Here is a 727-nt window from a genome sequence, read left to right as displayed (position 1 = left end):
GGAACTCGAGATCGACGTGACGAACGGCCCAGGTCCCGAAAAAGCGCTTCCCCGCTCCAATCAGACGACAAGCGGCTACTGCCGGCTTGAAGTCAGCAGCCGCCGCAGCGCACGCGATGGGTTCGCCGATGTCCTGCATGTCCTCCCCTTAAAGTCTGCTCCCCGTCTCCGCAGGGCTTCTATCAGACTACCGGTGTTTACCAGAATTGTCAAACAATCCAATTTGACAATCTTGGTAAACGATCCTATCTCACTTCCACGTGGAGGGTCCGTAATGCCGCCCAAGAATCTTAGAGATCTAGCGGGTCCTGCCGGACGTGGAATACGGACGACCTGGCTACACAGCGCCTCACCGCTGTCAGCCGAAATGATCGCGCGGCTGGGTTGGGACTGTCTGGTGGCTGATATGCAACACAGCATGACTGGCTTTGACGAGATGGTGACGCTGTTGCAGGTCACGACCAATCTCGGCGCCGTCGTGCTGGTGCGTCCGCCGGCGCTGGACGTCGCGCTGATTGGACGGCTTCTAGACGCTGGAGCGAGCGGCATCATTTGCCCGATGGTAAGTTCCGTCGCCGAGGCCCAGATGCTGGTCTCCGCCTGCCGCTATCCGCCGAGCGGTTCGCGCAGCTTCGGCCCTGTGCGTGCTCGATTGCTGTTCGGCGACGATTACGTCAGCAAGGCCAACGGCCAGGTGCTGGCAATTGCAATGATCGAGACATCAGGT

Annotated in this window: 1 protein-coding gene; it reads left to right on the top strand. The window is 59.7% G+C overall.

Annotated features, from left to right (window positions below):
- Positions 1 to 274: 274 nt before the first annotated feature.
- The coding region (locus tag GSQ92_RS27185) for an HpcH/HpaI aldolase/citrate lyase family protein (RefSeq protein WP_254066720.1) at positions 275 to 727 on the top strand (453 nt) is incomplete at its 3' end.

It is taken from the genome of Acidisoma sp. S159, assembly GCF_009766125.1.
Lineage (GTDB): Bacteria > Pseudomonadota > Alphaproteobacteria > Acetobacterales > Acetobacteraceae > Acidisoma.
The sequence above is the reverse complement of the archived record's forward strand: the minus strand, read 5'-3'. Positions and strand labels throughout refer to the sequence as shown.